This is a genomic window from Pseudomonas sp. P106(2024), from assembly GCF_057480815.1.
The window spans coordinates 40,363-58,073 of record NZ_JBLIYU010000005.1 but is presented as its reverse complement, the minus strand read 5'-3'; the positions used below and the strand labels follow the sequence as shown (position 1 = coordinate 58,073).

Genomic DNA, 17,711 nt, shown 5'->3' with positions numbered 1-17,711 from the left:
GCCCGACGACGCCTTCCCCTGAAGAGGATTCACCATGCCCAAGTATTTCGACCCGCATATCCACATGGTCAGCCGCACTACCGACGACTACCAGAACATGGCCGCCGCCGGTATCACCGGGGTGATCGAGCCGGCGTTCTGGCAAGGCCAGGCGCGTACCAGCGTCGGCAGTTTCGTCGACTACTTCGATACCCTGCTGGGCTGGGAACGCTTTCGCGCCAGCATGTTCGGCATCCATCATTTCTGCACCATCGGCCTGAATCCCAAGGAAGCCAACGACCTGTCGGTGGCCAACGAAGTGCTGGAGATTCTGCCGCGCTACCTGGTCAAGGACGGCGTGGTTGCCGTCGGCGAGATCGGTTATGACGACATCACACCGGAAGAAGACCGCTTTCTCGCGCTCCAGCTGGAGCTGGCCCGGCAGTTCAACCTGCCGGTGCTGGTACACACCCCGCACCGCGACAAGATCGGCGGCACCAAGCGCACCCTGGCGGTGATTCGCGAAGTGGGGATTGCCGAGCACCTGGTGATCATCGACCACCTCAACGAACTGACCCTGCCGCTGGTGCTCGACAGCGACTGCTGGCGCGGCCACTCCATCTACCCCAACACCAAGATGTCGGAGCAGCGCATGGTGGCCCTGCTCAAGGAATACGGCACCGAGAAGATGGTGGTCAACAGCGCCGCCGACTGGGGCATCAGCGATCCGCTGAAGGTGCCCAAGACCGGTCAGGCCATGTTGGCCGCCGGTTTCAGCGAGGCCCAGGTGGAACAGGTGCTGTTCGACAACCCGGTGGACTTCTTCGCCCAGAGCGGCCAGTTGGACAAGGCCCAGGTCGCCACGCCGCTGCCCATCGACCAGCGCCGCCGCTGGCAGGAAAACTCGGCCCTGCGCGGCCAGGATCCGGTGATCAAATGACCTTGGGCCTTGGTTGGACCGCCGCGCAGCTCGGCTACTGCGCCAATGTGCACCCGGCCCGCGACCTGCCCGCGCTGCGCGTCGCCATCGACCGGCACTTCCAGGGCGTGCGCAGGCTGCGCGGGCTCGACCAGCAGGACAGCGGGCTGTGGATCAGCGCGGCAGCCGCAAGCGAACTGCGGGAGCCGCCGAAACGGCGGGCGTTTTTCGATCTGCTGCGGCGCAGCGGGCTACGCCTGACTTCACTCAACGGCTTCCCCTATGGACAGTTCCATGAGGGCGCGGTGAAGGCGGCCGTCTACCTGCCCAGCTGGGCCGAGCCGCAACGGCTGGCCTACAGCCTGGACCTGGCGCGGCTGCTGGCCGAGGCACTGCCGCCGGCGTGCCCGCAGGGGGCGATCTCCAGCGTGCCGCTGGGCTACGCCGCCCACTGGAACCCGACGCTGCAGCACCAGGCCGAGGAACACCTGCGCCAGCTCACGGCGGCACTGGCCCGGCTGCACCAGGAAACCGGCAAGAGGATCGTGATGTGCCTGGAAATGGAGCCGGACTGCGTGCTGCAGACCACCGACCAGGCCATCGCCTTCTTCCACCACTGGCAAGCCAGCGACCCGCATCATGAGTACCTGGCGCTGTGCTTCGACGTCTGCCACCAGGCGGTGATGTTCGAGGACTGCCGGCAGTCTCTGGAAAGCCTGCGCCAGGCCGGGGTGCCCATCGGCAAGATCCAGCTGTCGAACGCGATGATCTGCCGCCTGCCGAGCGACGATCCGAGTCGCTGCGTACAGGTTCTCGACGTGCTGGGCAGCTTTGCCGAAGCCACCTACCTGCACCAGGTGCAGGCGCGCGACGTCCGGGGCCGCATCCAATGCTGGGCGGACCTGCCGGCCGCGCTCGCCGCCTGTGCGGTGCAGCCTGCGCGCTACCCTGAGCTGCGGGTTCATTTCCACATTCCGCTGTTCAGCGAACACCTGCTGCTGCCCGAACTCGGCGGCAGCCAGATGGCCCTGGCGCAGACCTTCGATTTCCTGGCCGCGCACGAGGATGTGCGCCCGGTGCTCGAGGTGGAGACCTACAGCTGGGGCGTACTGCCCGCGCCAGTGCGACCCAGCGACGAACAGGCCCAGCACCGGGGCATCCGCGACGAGCTGCGTTGGGTCGAGGAGCAGTTGCGCCAGCGCCGCCTCCTGCAACCCCAGGCGCGGGAGGTGCATGCCGATGCCCTCTGACTCGCCACGTCAACCGTTGCTGCTGATCAACGTGGTCGGCCTGACGCCCGCGCTGCTCGGCGCGGCAACGCCGCACATCAACCGGTTGCTGCAATCGGCCAGGATGGCCAGCCTGCAACCGACGTTTCCCGCCATCACCTCCACGGTGCAGGCCTCGATCCTCACCGGCCTGTCACCGGCCGAGCACGGCATCGTCGGCAACGGCTGGTATTTTCGCGACCAGGCCGAGGTGCGCTTCTGGTTGCAGCCCAACGCCCTGATCCAGGGCGAGAAGGTCTGGCAGACGCTCAAGCGCGAGCTGCCGGGCTTTCGCTGCAGCCAGTTGTTCTGGTGGTACAACATGTACGCGGACGTGGACGCCGCCATCACCCCGCGCCCGCACTACCCGGCCGATGGCCGCAAGCTTTTCGGGCTGTACTCGTCACCGGCAACGTTGCATGCGCGGATCGAGGCGCAGATCGGCGAGTTTCCGTTCCCGGCGTTCTGGGGGCCGGCCGCCGGCATTGCCTCCAGCCGCTGGATCGTCGACTGCGCCATCGCCGAGTTCCAACTCGATCACCCGGACCTGCAACTGGTCTACCTGCCGCACCTGGACTACTGCCTGCAACGGCTAGGGCCGGGTCATCCGTCGATCGCCGACGAAGTGCGGGCCATCGACCACGAGGTCGGGCGCCTGCTGCGCTTCGCCGAGGAACAAGGTGCGGCGGTGATGCTGCTGTCCGAATACGGCATCGAGGCGGTCAGCCAATCGGTGTCCATTAATCGCCTGCTGCGCGCCGAAGGCCTGTTGCAGGTGCGTCAGTCATTGACCTGGGAACTGCTCGACCCCGGTGCCAGCGATGCCTTCGCCGTCGTCGATCACCAGATCGCACACATCTATGTGCGCCAGTGCGTGGACATCGCCAGGGTCAAGGCACTGTTGCAGCGCCAACCCGGCATCGAGCGGGTACTGGACAAGACCGAGCAGCGGGCCTGGCAGCTGGACCACCCGCGCAGCGGCGAGCTGGTGGCCGTGGCCGCCGCCGGTCACTGGTTCGACTATCACTACTGGCTCGACGCGCGCAAGGCACCGGACTTCGCCCGCACCGTGGACATCCATCGCAAGCCCGGCTACGACCCGCTGGAGCTGTTCATCGACCCGGCCATACGCTTCCCCCGCTTGAGGGTGGCGCGCCGCCTGCTGCAGAAAAAGCTCGGCTTTCGTTACTACATGGACCTCATCCCGCTGGACACCACGCTGGTGCGCGGCAGCCATGGCCGGCTGCCCGCCAGTGAGCGGGAAGGCCCGCTGCTCATCACCAATTGTGACCTGCCGTTGCCGCAGCGCCTTGCGGCAACGGCGGTGAAACAACTGCTCCTGCAGCATTTTCTGGGGCACCCCTACACCGAACTGGCCAATGCCAAGGAGCACACATGCGGCGAGCCCTCTCAATAACCGTCCTCAGCGCACTGGCCGGACTGGTCCAGGCCGAGGGCACCAACAGCTTCGATTGCAATCAGTTCATGCAGTTCGGCGGCAACGTCGACCAGGCCCGCCAGGCGTTCGCCCAGGGGCCTGAAACCATGAGCTGGAACTGGTTCGTCTGCCTGAACCAGCCGGTCGAGTCCAACAGCCCCAACCGGGTCTGGGAAACCCTCAAGCCTTCGGATCAGGTCTACCTGAGCAATGGCGCCGCGCCGCTGCCCTGGGGCCAGAGCCAGCCGGTGCCGGCTCCGGTGTTGCTGGCGGCCCAAGCACAGGGCCTGGACCTCAACCGCACGTTCCATAACCTCAACGCCGTCCAGCAGGTGGATGGCCTGATCCTCGAGATGGGCGGCGCGGTACCGACCGCGCAACAGGGCCAGCCGGTGCGCTTCCAATTGTTGATGGGCGAGGACACCTTCGACTACATCGTGCAGAAACAGGTGTACAACGTGAACGGCCAGGCCGCCTTGACCAGCAACCTGGACTTTCCCTCCACCGCCTGGGAGCTCAAGGCCGCCTGGCTGTGGATCGGTAACGACCCGAGCTACCAGCAGCAACTGCAAGACGATGGCTACTACATCGCCCAGGCTTACTACCAGCAGGACAACGGCCAATACCAGGTCGGCTACGCCGCGCTCAGCGGCCTGCACGTGGTCAACAAGCTGAACCCGCAATGGGTCTGGACCACCTTCGAGAATCGCAACAACGGCAAGTACACCGTGACCAACGCGATTCCGCCCACCCCGATGAGCAACAGCACCGGGCCGACGCCGGCGGCGCAGACGACCAATACCGCCTTCCAGGCGCAGTACCCGCAGCTTGCCCAGTACGAACTGATCGGCACCCAGTCCGAGACCAATCCGACCCTGCTCGCCAACTCCCAGCTCGAGTCGGCCTTCCAGAGCCAATCGTCCTGCTTCGCCTGCCACGGCACGGCGGCGTACTCCAAGACCAAGGGCTACTTCAACTTCGCCCAGAAGCAGCAGGACGGCATCGTCTACCCCACGGCCCCGGTACCGGCGTCCGAATTCGCCGGATACAACAAACTGGACTTTGTCTGGTCGCTGAAACGCGCCCAGTGGCAACGCTAAGGAGCAAGACATGAGCGTACTGAACTTTCCGCGCATCTACCTGGGCGGCCACATGTACTGGAATCCGCCGACCGCCAACAACAACGACATGTTTCCACTCTACGACGCCTCGAAGATGCGCCTGAACTGGCGCTTCCTCGAGTACTACGGCATCAACCCGGCGAATGCCGCCAGCAAGCTGATGCCGTGGGTGATCGCCCCGCAGATTCTGCTCGAGGCCCCCGAGTATGTCACCCAGGTGCCGGGCAACGTCGCGCAGAACCCCAGTGTGATGATCCCCGGCGAGTGGAACCTGTTCGGTGACAACGCCTGCGGCACGGTCAACTACACCCCGGCTGACCCCACCATCCCGGCGACGGCCTCCGTCATCACCGGCGGTGAACTGCCCGGCGGGGGTTACGTCAGCCAGGACCCGTTGATCAACCAGACCTACAACCTGTTCGGCAACCCGTTCGGCAGCGACGCCCCCACCCCGGCCCGCTTCGTCGACGTCAGCCCTTGGCAGAACACCTTCACGGCGCTGTATTTCGACCGGCTGGTGCTGGGCGATGCCCAGTGCGGCCTGACCCTCAAGCGCCAGCACCGCATGCTCGACCGTTTCCTGAATTTCAACTGGGCAAGCCTGGGTGGCCTGATCTACGTGACCACCACCTGGCAGACCTGCTTCCCGAAAGAGAACCTGAGCTGGGTGATCGGCAACTCGCAACTGCTGCAGAACCTGCAGCAACAAATGGAACAGCAGAACGCCAAGGGGCTGATGTTCCGCTTCTCCACCTACCTGACCTGCTACGACAAGAACGGTGTCTTCAACGACCAACCGCCCATCAATACCCATTCCACCACACCGGCGGATCTGGCCAATGTTCAGCAGATGTACCAGAAGGGCCTGGACAATGTCGGCAGCATCTTCTTCAACCCTGCCTACAGCCGTACCGCGGGCACCCTGGGCTTGTGGTTCGACGACGAGTTTCCCACGGCGCCGGCCGGGCGGCGGCTGGTTCCTTGCACGCCGGTGCAGTTGCAGAAGGACGGCGTGGATTTCAAAGCCATGACATTGGGCGTGATCTCTGCACAGGTGCATGACAACACCCTGTCGCTGGACCTGCTCAACGGGTTCCCCAGCTATGCGCTTGATGCCCAGGCCAAGATACCGGTAGCGGCGAAGTTCAACGCTGGCAACTACCAGCTGGGGATACGCCAAGGCGGGCAGTTCACGCCGCTGGCCAGTTTCGGCTACGACGACTACCAGCAGGCAGCCTTTGACAAACGCTCGGGGATCCTCGACCTGCCGCTGAGCGCCGAGGCGCAGAAACAGCTGCAAAGCGGCGCGCTTGAGCTGCAGCAGCAAGGCGCGACGCCTGTGCAGGCGGCGACCCAGCAGATGTGGACCGCCGAGGTGGTCGAGAGTGCCAGCTTCATCGACGTCGGCGACAGCAAGACCTTGCAGATCATGGTGCAGTACGACGGCCTGCCCGCGCCGGCCGGCACCGTGCTGACGGTGGCCGAGTACAACAACGCCTACATGATGTGCACCACCGACTACTACCTGGCGTTCAGCAACCAGGCTGATTTCACGCTGTTTTTCGACGATCCGGACAACCGCGCCAACAATACTCCCAACCTGCCACAGTTTGTCGGTACGCCGTCACTCACCCGCCAGCTGAGCGAAGGCACGGGGCGTCGGCTCACAGCGATCCACCCCGCCGACTCGACCGTCGGCATGAAGCCGGTGAGCTACCAGCAGTACCTGCCCACGCCAGGCTCGGTGGCCCTGAGTCCCAGCCTGGCGTTCGCCAACCCCATCCAGGGCCAGGGCTCGCTGAAGGATGAGCCAAAGGGCAACGTGCAGTACAGCACCACGCAGATCACCACCGACGCCAACGGGATTGCCCTGCTGACCGTCAAGGCCGTGGCACCGGGCTTCCCGACCCTGCGCTTCTTCGTGCATGAGGGCGGGCAGGCGCCGCAGGTTCCGTTCAGCTTCAAGTTGTCACAGGCCTATACCGACTTCCTGGCGCCGCTGCGCGTGCTGCCGCAGGAGCCGGACATGCAGCAGGCGTTCGTCGATGCCTGGAACCTGGTCTACCAGCAGCAGGATGCCGGCCAGCAGATCTGGCAGCGCTTCATCTACCCGTTCATCCTGCAGCCGTTCTTCTACATGTACCCGATCATGAACAAGTACATGCCGCTGAACTCGCTGGCGCGCATAGAAGGCGCCGTGGACCAGCTCATCGTGCTGATCAGCAAGCAGTACCAGGAAGAAAGCACCCTGGCGATGCCGATCACCCGCGACATGCCGCAAAGCCGCCGGGCGGTGCTGGAGCTCTGGGCGCAGGCCCTGGTGAAACGCAACTACCCGCCCATCCCGCTGAGCATGAGCGACTACCCGCAGGCTTGACCACAAGGACCGCCGGGTGACGCGGCTGTCACCCGGCATACTTCACAGGAGTGTCCAATGAACAAGCGCATCCTCGACCGACTGTTGCTGCTGATCCTGCTGCTGTGCCCTGCGCTGGTCGCCCAGGCGGACGACAGCGCCGTCTACTTCACCATGGGGGTGCACAACTCCCTGGGCTGCGATGCGAGCAACGGCAATTGCATCGCCAAGCGCGCGCCGAGCGACCCGTCCGATCCGTTCTTTCCGGCGTACTGGATCAGCGACTGGACCATGTACCGGGTCATGCGCAACTACCAGAACAACCCGCCGCCCTACAGCAACCCGCCCGCCACCCTGAGTCCGGCGGACTACACGGTCTCTCGCGGCACCAGCTACTACGACACCACCTACATTCCGCCGGACGGCGACGGCTTCGGCGCCATGATGGAGCACTACGAGAAGTACTGCCTGCCGATCTTCCCGATCCGCAACAACAATTACACCTGCTCGTTCGTCTCGCTGGGCAACAAGGCGTACTTCCTGACCTACCCGCAGGACCGCCCCAAGGACATGCCGGCCTGCTGCTTGTTCTCGCCGATGAACCATCCGCCGCGCCAGGACTTCATCAAGCACCTGCCCTACAGCGCCGCGCGCAGCCAGCACCTGGGCGCCAGCGTGCAGGCCTACGCCCTGGACCTGGACTCGCCCCAGGGGCCGATCCTGTTCGGTTATGCCTTCTACCGCAAAGCCTCGGGACAACCGCCCTACCGGCAACCGCAGTCGTTCTACTTTTCCGGGGACGCCAGCGTCGCCAATGCGCCGATCGTCAGCCAGAACTACACCGGTTTTCGCATGGTCAAGCCCGACCCGGCCCAGACCTGGGCGCGTGTCGCCGCCATGTGCCCGGCAAACCCGCCGCCCTGCCAGCTGTTCGAGCCACCCGCCGCGCAAAGCAACGGCCACAAGGCGCAGTGGAACCAGCTGATGCAACGCAAACCTTGAGCCATGCGAGGGATCGCCATGAAACCGATGATGCGTTTTTCCGTGCTGCTGCTGGGCCTGGCCTGCCTGCCGGCGCTGGCCAGGGAACAGGCCTTGCCAGCGCACCTGGCCACCCAGCTCAACTGCCAGCCACCGGCCAGTGCGCCGGCCCCCACGGCCGGCCAGGCGCAGTTCGACCAGTACAGCTGGCAACTGTTCATTGCCCTGAACTGGCCCGCCCAGGACCGCCGACGCGGCAATCCGGACTGCACCCGGCAACCCGGGGACGCCGGCTACACCGTCTGGCAGACCTACAAGACCGTTGACGAGATCTTCCTGCCAGGCGGCGCCGATCCGGGCCCCTGGAACAGCCCGCTGGGCCCTCGAAGCCTGGGCATCATCAACATCGCCGCGCTGAAGAACAGCTCGCTGGTCAACGCCATCGACCAGGCCGTCGGCGGCTGGCTGATCGACCAGGCCGGCAACCCGACCTACTACGACATCTCGGCCAACGAGGCGTCCTACAACTACATCGTCGGCAACCGCTTCTATAACGCCGATATCGTCTCCCGGGCGCGCAACATCCAGTTCCCCTACGGGGTCATCGAGATCAAGTCGAGCTGGCGCATCCTCGGACCCCGGGACAACGCCAGCCGCTACCTGACCATGCTGGCGCGGATCGCCACCTTCGACGACCAGGGCCGGCGCAACGGGGTCACCGAAGCCTTCCTCGGGCTGGTGGGCCTGCACGTCATCACCAAGGCCAAGGGTTATCCGCAGTGGATCTGGTCGACCTTCGAGCAGGTCGACAACGTGCCACCCAAGGCGCTGGTGAACGGCCAGTGGGTGGACCAGCCGGTGCCTGGCACCGCCTACGCCTACTTCAACCCCGCAGCGCCCGCCGCCAGCCTCAACCAGTCGCCCTGCAACTGGCAAACCCAGGGTACGCAGTTGGTCTGCGTGCCCCGTCCCGGCACCACCTTCAAGACCCCGAACCCGCTGAACCGGGTCACCCCGATCGCCGACGTCACCCAGCAGGTCAACGCCAGCTACCGCGCCGCTCCAGGGCTGCAACGCAGCGTGCTGAAGTACTACCAGCTGATCACCACCCAGCGTCCGCTGATGCCCGACAACCCCGGCAACCCGCTGGGCCAGCCGACGCCCGCGTTGTCGGCCAACGTCACCATGGAAAGCTACATCCAGCCCAACAGCAGCTGCATGAACTGCCACTCCATGGCGACGCCGGTGAAGAGCCCCTACAAGTCCGACTACTCCTACCTGTTCAAATTCGCCCATTCCCCCCTGGGCAAACCCATCAAGGACGAGGATTGAACCATGAGCATCCTGAATGGCCCGCGCCTGAACTTCTGGGGTGGCATCCGTACCGATGTCAGCCTGCCGAACAACTCGCCCACCATTCCCTACGAGGGCAACGATGAGTGGCCGATCTTCGACCTGACCACCTCGACCCTGGCCCCGGGTGCCCAGTCCTTCACCGACGATCAGTTGAACGCGATGCTCAATGCCCCGACGGGTGATTACTACACCGCCGGCGGCTGGAACCACTACGGGCAGCATGTCGTCGACCTGCAGAACGCCTTGATCAGCTCCCAGGGCAGCCCGGGCAATGTCGGCACCACCGGCGACCTGGTGGGGCAGCCGGTGTACCTGCTCGGCTCGGTGGACCCGGTGACCGGGCAGGCGCCGGTCTCCGGGCCGATGATGGTGGACCTGGACCCGACCTCGACCACCACCACGCAGATATTCGTCGGTGGCCTGCAGATCGGCGCCAGCAGCAATATCCAGCTGCTGATCCACGGCAACACCGTCTGCAGCAGCCTGGATGTGAAGAAGCGCGTGCTCCTGCCCACGTCCATGGATGCACCAGGCTCGTTCCGCCTGAGCGGCACCTTTCAGCTGACCTTCCCGCTCACCAGCATCGTCAGCTGGAACCGCAACAGCCCGGGCCTGCGGGCGATCATCCAGGCGCCCGGAGCAACCGGGATCGTGCTGCGCTTCGTGATGTTCGAGATGTGCCCGGCCATGACCACCGCGCAACTGGACGCCGACTATGCCGCCGGTCGCTATACCCCCAACCCGAGCATCGGCCGGGTCATCGGCACCCTGGCCCCGGCCTTCGCCAATGAACCGCTCAATTGCCAGGCCGGTCGCCAGCTGGTGAACCAGAGCACCGGCAGTACGGCCTATGCCGAGCTGGGCGACAATGGCCTGCTGAGCGTCGACATGATCAACCTGATTCCGAAGCAGACCTTCAGGGCCGTGCGCGATGACATCACCAGCCCCATTGGGCCCAACGCCAACTACGGGCCGGTCACCCTGACCGCCGGCGCGGTTCCCTTGGCCACCCTCGACCCGAACAGCAATCCGCTGTTCAACTACTACGTGTATGGCGGTATCGTCGACCTGCCGCTCAACCCCAGCCAGCAACAGGCAGCGAAATCCTCGGTCCTGCACGTCGATGCGCCCGGCGCGGTCGCCGGGACCCTGCTGCATGCGTGCGAGTCGGTCTATCGGGTCTACGCCGACCAGCGCAATGTCTACACCGAGGACTACCCCAATGGCCTGTCGATCACGTTGCAGGTCCGCTACCTGGGCGGTCCGGTGACCACGCCCTGCAAGATCAACCTTGGCACCGCGCCCTCGGGCCCGTCATACGGCTCGCCGCAGAACTGGGACTTCCTCGATGTTCCCGACTCGCTGCCCGTCAATCCCGGCCAGCTCACGGTCAGCGTGCCCGTCAAGGTCAGGCCCGGCACCGCTGGGCAGGCCGGTTTCGTCGCCCTGAGCTACAGCGTCAACGGCCTGGCCGCCGGCGGCTACTTCACCAATTTCCGCAAATTCGCCCAGACCGACTTCGGCATCCCCAGGGGTAGCCGTGTCACCTGGCAGCAGGTGTACCCCAACGTGCTGCGGTTCCACTACCTGGCCTTCCCCGCCATGTCCCGCTACGTCCCGCTGAACCAGCCCGACGCGATCATGGCCGCCAAGGCGCCGATCCTCGCCCGCACCGCGGACGCCTACAAGAACACCACGCTGTTCATGCCGGTGGTGCGCTCGATGTCGCCCAGCCAGCGGGCGCTGCTGCGTGCCTATCTGACCGGTGAGCCTTGGCAGCCGCCACAGCAGCCGCACTGACCTATTGTTCACGGAGAGCTCCCATGCCTGTGCTTGTCCCGATACATCCTGAGGAAACCCTGCGGTCCAGCACGTTCATCGCCGAGGGCCTGCTCAACCCCCGCGGCGTCTGCCTGCAGGCCGATGGCAGCCTGCTGCTGGCAGAAGCCGGCTCGGGCCTGGCCGCACAGGCCTTCAGCGGCCGCATCAGCCGGCTGCGACCGGACCCGCGCGCCCCCGGCGCCTACCTGCCTCGGGAAACCGTGGCCCAAGGCTTTCGCGCCATGAACATGCAGGCACGCATGTGGCGCGACGAAATCATGGGCCTGTCTGACATCGCCTGCGGTGATGGCCGTTGCCTGGCCAGCCAGACCGACTACGTCGGCGGCTCGCGGCTGCTGGACCTGCGGTTCACGCCGCCCGAGCCGGTGTTTCACAGCCACGGCAACCTCAATGCGCTGTGCTACCACCCGACCCGTCGCAGCTGGCTGGCGGTGAAGCCCGACAGCAACCAGCTGGTGGAGTTCGCCGACGGCCAGCAGGAGCATGTGCTGGTGGCATTGCCCGAACTGGACCAAGGCCAGGAGGCCGTGCCTGTCACGCTGGTGTACGAGCCGGCCACCGACGCGGTGCTGATCAGCCTGTTCTCCGGCGAGCTGCACGATGATCCAGGTCGCCGGGGCATCGACTTCGCCGACAAGGCAGGCCAGGTGATCCGGGTTTGGCCGGACAGTGGCCGGATCGACATCGTGATCGCTGGCCTGCAGCTGCCCACCGGCCTGGCGTTGGACCGCGACGGCAACCTGCTGGTGCTGGAGCTCTGCGACAGCCTGCAGCAACCCTTGACGCCCGACTGGCAAGGCGAACCGCGGCATGGCGGTTTTACCCGTTTCAGCGGGCGGCTCCTGCATTGCAATCTGCAAACGCAGCAGGTGACCGTGCTAGCCCGTGACCTGGACACCCCTTCCAACTTGTGCCTGGTAAAGGATGCGGTGCTGGTAAGCGAAGGCATGGGGCTGGTGGGGCGGGCACTGCCGACACCGGGAGGCGAGGTGGTGCCGTTGACTGGCAGGCTTCGGCGGGTGCAGTTGCAAGTGGCTGCATCGGCCTCCTGAGCGCGGCCGATTGACCGCTGTATCTCAGGCTCCATCCTGAGCCTGAGATACAGTGCCATGTGATCTTCGAGCCTCAGTGACGCACCGCACGAAAGCGTTCGACGTCGAGCATGCGCGGGCACGATGCGTCAGGAAGACGGAGCGCTTTTAAATCATACTATTTAGCGAAAATATCGTACAAAACCTGCACGTAGGCCTGAAATATATGATCAAAAGTGCTTTCATACATGGCACGTAGTACACAATCCATTCTGCAAGAACACCTGCGCCATCAGCATGGAAGGCGGCAACGTGAACGCCGCCTACCGCCTGGCCGCGATCACCGGACCGGACGTGCTGCTGGCCATCGCCGACTCCCCGGCCTCGCCGCTAAGGCCTGGTGGCCGGGGTCATGGCGCGCAACAAGGAGGCGGTGAAACTGGCCACCAAGCTCACTGAAAGCGTGCTGTCGTATTTGCATGTGCCAGGTGACAAGTTCACCAGAAAGTAAGCCGCGCCGGGCAGCATGGTCGTCATGCGGGAGCGGACGTACCGGTTGGCCCGATACATCCGTTTTTGCAGCTTCAAATCAAAGGACCTGCGCAGCAATGGCCGTTCAGTCCTTGAGCTTCGCCGCCAACTCCCGGACCCGCTCGAGGTTGGCCTTGGCCACCTTGGCCAGGCCAGCCCCGTAGTCCGCATCCGCCTTGTAGAAGAACGACAGCATGATGTAGCGGCTCTGCTCGTCCGCCGTCGCCAGTGCCTGGCCGAGGCTGTTGATCAGGTCGGTCTGGTCCTTCTTGCCGTAGGAACGGAACAGCTCGCCCGCCTGCTTGAAGTTCTGCTCGCGCTGGATCTTCGCCTGCTGGGTGCTGCCGCTCAGCGGAGTCTGCACATAACGCGCGTCGGCCTGCTCGTCACGCGGCTGGCGGCGGCTCGGCTGGTAGTTCACGCCGCTGTCGGTGTGCCCGGCGTTCATCGCGCCATCCTGGTTGACAGTGTTGACCTCGGCACGCGGGCGGTTCACCGGCAGGCTCAGGCCATTGGCGCCGATACGGTACATCTGGGTATCGGCGTAGGCGAACAGACGCCCCTGGAGCAGGCGATCCTCGGATGGCTCGATGCCCGGCACCAGGTTCGACGGCGCCATGGCCACCTGCTCAGTCTCCTGGAAGAAGTTGTCGACGTTGCGGTCGAGCACCATCTGGCCGATCTTGCGCTCCGGCACGTCGGGCCAGATCTTGGTCGCGTCCAGCGGGTCGAAGTCGAACTTGGCCAGCTCCTCGGGCTTGAGCACCTGGATGTACAGGTCCCACTTCGGCAGCTTGCCCTGGTTGATCGCACTGACCAGGTCGTGGGTCATATGGCTGTAGTCGCGACTCTGGACCTCGGCGACCTGTTTCGGGTCGAGGTTCTTCTGCCCTTGCAGGCTCTTCCAGTGGAACTTGACGTAGTGCACCTGGCCCTTGGCGTTGACCAGCTTGTAGGCGTGCACGCTGTTGCCGTCCATCTCACGGTAGCTGGCCGGCGTGCCTTCGTTGGAGTACAGCAGGGTCAGGGTGCGGGTGGCTTCCGGTACATGGGAGAAGAAGTCGAAGCGGCGCGAATCGTCATCGAGGTTGTTGCGCGGGTCCGGCTTGAAGGCGTGGACCATGTCCGGGAACTTGATCGCGTCACGGATGAAGAAGGTCGGGAAGTTGTTGCCGACCAGATCCCAATTGCCGTCGGCGGTGTAGAACTTGGTGGCGAAGCCGCGCGGGTCACGCAGGGTTTCCGGCGAGTGGTTGCCGTGCACCACCGAGGAAAAGCGCACGAACACCGGGGTCTTCTCGCCGGGGCGGAACACCTTGGCCATGCTCAGGTCGCTGATGTCGGCACTGGCGGTGAACTGGCCATGGGCGCCGGTGCCGCGAGCATGCACCACGCGCTCGGGAATGCGCTCACGGTCGAAACGCTGCAGCTTCTGCAGCAGCTGCACGTCCTGCAGCAGCACCGAGCCGTTGGGGCCGGCGGTCTGCGAATTCTGGTTGTCGCCCACCGGCGCGCCGTTGTCACGGGTCAGGGTGGCGGCCTGCACGGACAGCGACAGCAGACTGGCGGCGAGGCTGCCCGCCACCAGCAGGCGACCGGGTTGGAACAGCTTGAGCAAAGGGATCATGGGGTACTCCTAAGGGTTCTTTTCAGGCGTCTTGATGCGCCTCGAAAAGGGTAAGGAGCCTGTCACCGATCACTAAATTGATCCTGCTCATCAGGGCAATGGGTAATTTCAATCCTGTTTTTTATTCGTGAATGCTATAGGCAGGCAAAGCAGGCCTGGCCAAGTTCGCTAGAAGTCCACCTTGCCGCGCCCCGCCTTGATCGTGCCGCGCCTGGACTTCGAATCAAGGCGGCGGGTCTTCGAACCGAGGGTCGGCTTGGTCGGCCGGCGCTTCTTCTCGACCTTGCCGGCACCGATGATCAGCTCGGCCAGACGCTCCAGCGCGTCCGTGCGGTTCTGTTCCTGGGTACGGTACTGCTGGGCCTTGATGATCAGCACGCCATCACCGGTAATGCGGCTGTCGCGCAGCGCCAGCAGCCGCTCCTTGTAGAACGCGGGCAGCGATGAGGCCGGAATGTCGAAGCGCAGGTGCACGGCGCTGGAGACCTTGTTGACGTTCTGCCCGCCGGCGCCCTGGGCGCGGATGTAGGTCAGTTCGATCTCGGCATCCGGCAGATGCACGTTGTTGGAGATGGTCAGCATGGTGCGCCTCTAGTGATAGCGCGGCCATTATCGCATCTCCTTGGCGCTCCGGGGTGTCAGGCCTGTGCCATGCGCCGCCGGTACTGCCTGGCGCGAATGGCATCGGTCCATTGCTGGCGCAGCAGTGCCCACCAAGGCGAAACACCGGGTTCGGGCGCCTTGGCCTCGCTCAGCCTGCGCAGCTGGAACTTGACCATGGCCATGTTGCCCAGCGAAGCCAGCGCCTTGTTCTTCCAGGTGATCGGGCGCAGTTCCGGCACCACCACCTGCCCCGCCTGCCACGCACGGGGCAAGGCCGGCGCAATGGCCAGGGCGGTGCCGATGCCGACCATCTCGACGCCGCTCTGCATCACCTGCTCGGCAACCGGTCGACGGCGAATACCGCCGGTGACCATCACCGGCATCTTCGCCACCGTGCGGATGTCCCGAGCGAACTCCAGGAAGTACGCTTCACGCGCAAGCGTGCGGCCATCCCGGGCCTGGCCCTGCATCGCCGGCGCCTCGTAGCTGCCACCGGACAGCTCCACCAGGTCGACCGCCAGCTCATTGAGCAGGTGCACCACCTGCCGGGCATCGTCAGCACTGAAGCCGCCGCGCTGGAAGTCCGCCGAGTTGAGCTTGACCGCCACGGCAAAGCCCGGCGACACCACCGCGCGCACCGCCTTGACGATCTCGAGAAGCAGCCGCGCGCGGTTGTCCAGGGAGCCGCCCCACTGGTCGGTGCGCTGGTTGCTCAGCGGCGAAAGGAACTGGCTGAGCAGGTAGCCATGGGCCGCGTGGATCTGCACGCCGCTGAAGCCGGCCTGCTCGGCAAGCCGTGCGGAGTTGGCGAAGCGCCGGATCACCTCGTCGATCATCTCCGGGGGCATCGCCCGCGGGGTGGCGAAATGCCTGGACATGTTGCCCAGGTCCAACGCCACTGCCGACGGGGCCCAGGTCTGCTGCCCGAGGCTCGCCGGCATCTGCCGGCCGGGGTGGTTGATCTGCAACCAGAACTGCGCCCCCTTAGAGCGGCCAACGGCGGCCCACTGGCGAAAACGCTCCAAGTGCCGGTCATCCTCCAGCACCACGCCGCCGGGGCCGGTCATGGCGCGCTGGTCGACCATGACGTTGCCGCTGATGAGCAGTCCGGCGCCACCCTGCGCCCAGGCCTGGTAAAGGCGCATCAGCCGATCCGATGGCGCATGGTCGGCATCGGCCATGTTTTCCTCCATGGCGGCCTTGGCGATGCGGTTGGGGACGACCGCGCCATTGGGCAGGGTCAGGGGGGAGAACACGTCCATCGGCAATACCTCGAGAAAGTGGCGTTGCGCAGACGTTAGCCTTGAAGCCAACTTTAAGGTCAAGCCCTGGATTGGCGAACATTTGAGCATTGACTCTCAAGTTGGGTTGAACGTTAGGGTGATTGCGCAGTGACTGCCTCTACCCACCCCTGGAGATACCGCACCGTGAAACTCGCAAGCGCAACCGCCTTGGCCAGTGCCCTGCTGATGCCCGTCGCCTACGCCGCCAATGGCCTCCCTGAACACGCCGAAACCACGCAGATCGACATTGCAGGGCGCTCGGTGCCGGTGCTCAAGGGCGGGCTGTACGACCGCTACCGTTCCAACCCGCCGCTGGCCGTGATCCAGGCCGAGGCGCCGGGCATCGACCTGAGCTGGTTCAAGGGCCTGGAAAAGACCCGGGTCGACATGGGCTTTACCTCCTATTCGCCGAACTTCTACTACAGGAACAGCCGCGTCACCGCCGTCTATACCGCCGACCTGGACCGCCTGCGCGCCCTGATGCCCGCCGAAGTGCTGGAACACGTGCAGCCGTTGCAGGTGTGGCCGGGGCGCGGGCTGGTGGCGTTTACCGCCTACACCTATGACTACTGCGACAACGACAGCTACAACGAGATCGCCCTGTCGATCATCACCAGCAAACCCGGCAAGGCGAATCTCGGGCCCTTCTCCCTGATCGGCCAGTCGATGTCCAAGGATTTCTGGGGTTATGTGCTCAAGCTGCCGGTCAATACCGAGCTGGCGCGGGTGCGCGGCGTGGTGGGCTACAACCTGCCCAAGTGGCTGACCGCGATCGACCGCCGCGAGGATGCGCGGGCTGTGATCTACGACATTGGCGATGCGCAGAGTGGCAAGGTGGATGTGATCTTCAGGGCGAAGAAGCTCGACGGGCTGTCCGATGAACCGGGCCTGGTGACCAACAGTTTCACCAACCTCGACCACCAGGGCCAGCTGGCCTACGGCTATGCCACCTCGCGCCAGACCCTGCATGCCTCGAGCATGAGCGGGGATTCGGCGCAGCTGGTGCTGGGGGATGGCGAGCTGTCGCGCTATATCCGCGATCTGCGGCTGGGGCGGATGGTCAAGTACGAGTACGTACCCGAGTTCCAGAGCGCGTTGTATGCGCCCAAGCCGTTGGCGGCGCTGGCCTCGGGCGACTGAGACGGAACTGACGGTGATCGCCTCATGTAGGAGATTCCTCAGCCCTGCGGACTACGCTGTCGCGCAGGGAACTGTTATCCCTGTGGGAGCGGCCTTGCGTCGCGAAAGGGCGCGCAGCGACCCCAGGTTCTGAGCCACCATCAAAATTGCCGGGGCTGCTGCGCAGCCCTTTCGCGACGCAAGGCCGCTCCCACAAGGATCGCGCCAGAATCTAAAAATTGAGCAAGACAGTTGCT

The 17,711-nt window shown here is 64.8% G+C and carries 13 protein-coding genes and 1 pseudogene; 11 read left to right on the top strand and 3 right to left on the bottom strand.

What is annotated here, in order from left to right; all coding sequences use genetic code 11:
* Positions 1-34 precede the first annotated feature (34 nt).
* From AC25M7_RS10650 to AC25M7_RS10605, 10 genes and pseudogenes are all read left to right on the top strand, one after another.
* On the top strand, positions 35-919 hold the full coding sequence (locus AC25M7_RS10650; RefSeq protein WP_028688808.1) for a TatD family hydrolase: 885 nt from the start codon (positions 35-37) through the stop codon (positions 917-919).
* Positions 916-2,148 carry a metabolite traffic protein EboE gene (gene eboE / locus AC25M7_RS10645; protein WP_486971017.1) on the top strand — a complete coding sequence of 411 codons (1,233 nt, stop codon included), beginning with the start codon at positions 916-918 and terminating at the stop codon, positions 2,146-2,148. Before AC25M7_RS10650 ends, eboE begins: the two co-directional genes overlap by 4 nt.
* A complete protein-coding gene (locus AC25M7_RS10640; RefSeq protein ID WP_486971090.1) occupies positions 2,138-3,583 on the top strand; it encodes an alkaline phosphatase family protein in 1,446 nt (481 codons plus the stop codon). Before eboE ends, AC25M7_RS10640 begins: the two co-directional genes overlap by 11 nt.
* Entirely contained in the window at positions 3,562-4,704 is a 1,143-nt protein-coding gene (locus AC25M7_RS10635; protein ID WP_486971016.1) for a hypothetical protein, read from the top strand. Before AC25M7_RS10640 ends, AC25M7_RS10635 begins: the two co-directional genes overlap by 22 nt.
* 10 nt (positions 4,705-4,714) lie before the next feature.
* Positions 4,715-7,102: a hypothetical protein gene (locus tag AC25M7_RS10630; RefSeq protein WP_486971015.1), complete on the top strand. Its 2,388-nt coding sequence runs from the start codon at positions 4,715-4,717 to the stop codon at positions 7,100-7,102.
* A 57-nt stretch (positions 7,103-7,159) separates the two neighbouring features.
* On the top strand, positions 7,160-8,083 hold the full coding sequence (locus AC25M7_RS10625; RefSeq protein WP_197866207.1) for a hypothetical protein: 924 nt from the start codon (positions 7,160-7,162) through the stop codon (positions 8,081-8,083).
* 18 nt (positions 8,084-8,101) lie between these two features.
* Positions 8,102-9,394, top strand: coding sequence for a hypothetical protein (locus tag AC25M7_RS10620; RefSeq protein ID WP_486971014.1), 1,293 nt, complete (start codon positions 8,102-8,104; stop codon positions 9,392-9,394).
* Between the two features lie 3 nt (positions 9,395-9,397).
* Complete coding sequence (locus AC25M7_RS10615; protein WP_486971013.1) at positions 9,398-11,218, top strand: hypothetical protein; 1,821 nt, start codon at positions 9,398-9,400, stop codon at positions 11,216-11,218.
* 23 nt (positions 11,219-11,241) lie between these two features.
* Positions 11,242-12,312, top strand: a complete 1,071-nt coding sequence (locus tag AC25M7_RS10610; RefSeq protein WP_028688800.1) for a hypothetical protein — start codon at positions 11,242-11,244, stop codon at positions 12,310-12,312.
* Positions 12,313-12,558: 246 nt separating this feature from the next.
* Positions 12,559-12,802 (top strand): annotated as a pseudogene (locus AC25M7_RS10605) (MurR/RpiR family transcriptional regulator); the annotation flags it as partial.
* Positions 12,803-12,907: 105 nt separating this feature from the next.
* On the opposite strand, the gene katB reads toward AC25M7_RS10605, so the two are convergent.
* The 3 genes from katB to AC25M7_RS10590 form a co-directional block, all read right to left on the bottom strand.
* Positions 12,908-14,449 carry a catalase KatB gene (katB, locus tag AC25M7_RS10600; RefSeq protein WP_349738735.1) on the bottom strand — a complete coding sequence of 514 codons (1,542 nt, stop codon included), beginning with the start codon at positions 14,447-14,449 and terminating at the stop codon, positions 12,908-12,910.
* A gap of 168 nt (positions 14,450-14,617) precedes the next feature.
* Positions 14,618-15,031, bottom strand: a complete 414-nt coding sequence (arfB, locus tag AC25M7_RS10595; protein WP_062362244.1) for an alternative ribosome rescue aminoacyl-tRNA hydrolase ArfB — start codon at positions 15,029-15,031, stop codon at positions 14,618-14,620.
* 56 nt (positions 15,032-15,087) lie between these two features.
* Positions 15,088-16,314 (bottom strand): NADH:flavin oxidoreductase/NADH oxidase family protein, encoded by a 1,227-nt coding sequence (locus tag AC25M7_RS10590; protein ID WP_062362241.1) that lies wholly within the window; start codon positions 16,312-16,314, stop codon positions 15,088-15,090.
* Positions 16,315-16,521: 207 nt separating this feature from the next.
* Here AC25M7_RS10590 and AC25M7_RS10585 point away from each other — a divergent pair, with 207 nt between their 5' ends.
* Complete coding sequence (locus AC25M7_RS10585; protein ID WP_051555617.1) at positions 16,522-17,475, top strand: hypothetical protein; 954 nt, start codon at positions 16,522-16,524, stop codon at positions 17,473-17,475.
* Positions 17,476-17,711 lie beyond the last annotated feature (236 nt).